The 1,347-nt window shown below is 59.5% G+C and carries 1 protein-coding gene; it reads right to left on the minus strand.

Going from position 1 to position 1,347, the window contains the following annotated elements; genetic code table 11:
• Positions 1-925 precede the first annotated feature (925 nt).
• A partial coding sequence (locus tag RM96_RS40420) for a hypothetical protein (RefSeq protein WP_238587492.1) occupies positions 926-1,347 on the minus strand: 422 nt, incomplete at its 5' end.

The following is a 1,347-nucleotide window of genomic DNA, read 5'->3' on the forward strand; positions in this document are numbered from 1 at the left end:
TGTCTTGGCCGCCATGCTTGCCTGCCGCTCTCGATGTTCTTCTTTCCACATCCGAACGTTAGATCACATCTACGGCGAATTTTCAAACGGGCTCTTAGAGCATAGTTGAGCTCGACCACGGGAAAAGTGGTGCGTATTAGAGCGATGTGGTCCGCGAGTCGATGCCATTGGACCCGCCAGGATAAATGGGCGGTACCAGCGTCGACATAGTGCAGGCTGCTCGCTACTGTTTGCGCCGGCAGCAGGTATTCGAGGCTCGTTTTCGCCTGAAGGAAACGCAGGAGTCGGTCATTGTGCGCGCCGGCGCATGAGATTTTCAACTCCACTCAGTCAGCGGAGCGACGCGTGACGATGAGCTCGATCATGATATTCGCGTGACTTAAGCTGTTGCGCCGATTTAGTGGGTAGGGAGGACCACAGACGGCAGTATCCGCTTCTCCAACCGCGGCCTTGATCTGTAGCGGATATGCTCATCCGATGAGACTGCTCATTAGGCTCCGGTATTGACAAGCCGCGCAGGATTGTGGACGAGCGCATCGCTGCAATCGTTCCGGTCCATGGGCCGAGCGATGTCGTAGTCGTCCCGGTTGCTGGCGAGCCAGGCTCTGCCGGAAGCCCACCCGTGCGCGGACAGAGCGGAATCTCCGGACTAATCGTGTCGGTCGCCGGTTGGGCCCGCGTATTGTTACGAGCCCGGCCAGGGCGGCCAGGCTAAGGAAATAAGAGCTGCTAAGAACTCTCTTCATGGCAGAGGACCTCCGATTCTCAGCGCATTTGCCTCATGCCCCATAGTAAGTTCGCGGCGGATCGTCGGCGCACGCGGACGCTGGCTACATCATCATAGTGCGCGGAAGAAGGGGGCTGGCACACACCTTCGTATGTTTCCTTCCCCCACGCGGGAGGGCCTCGAGTCTAAGGGGGGCTACTACGACGAAAGAGTGACGGCCTGGCCATTCAAGCCGGGACGGTGCACGGCGACCGCCGCAAACTGGCCCGACGCGTAATCAAAGATCACCACTGTGTCTCGCGCCGTGCAATAGAGTTTCCCATGCGGACCAAATCGCAGGCCTCGCGGCCGTTGAAAGGGAACGTCAGCTGGCGGATCAAAGACGCGGACGAACTTGCCACTTCTGTAGCGGCCGTCGGGTCCGAACACTCCGCCTCCTGGATTTAGACCTGGGATCTTGCCACTATCGAGTCTGACCTCGCCACGGCGATCCACTGCGAGTATGCGGTCGTCGCCGCTATCCAGGTAAAGGAGGGTCCCAGCTGGGTTCCAGCTCATCCCTCTTGGGTCCACAATGCGCGCGTCGTTTGAGAAGACGCCCAGAGCAGCGCCTTTCGCGG

This window comes from Cupriavidus sp. IDO, assembly GCF_000812465.1.
Lineage (GTDB): Bacteria > Pseudomonadota > Gammaproteobacteria > Burkholderiales > Burkholderiaceae > Cupriavidus.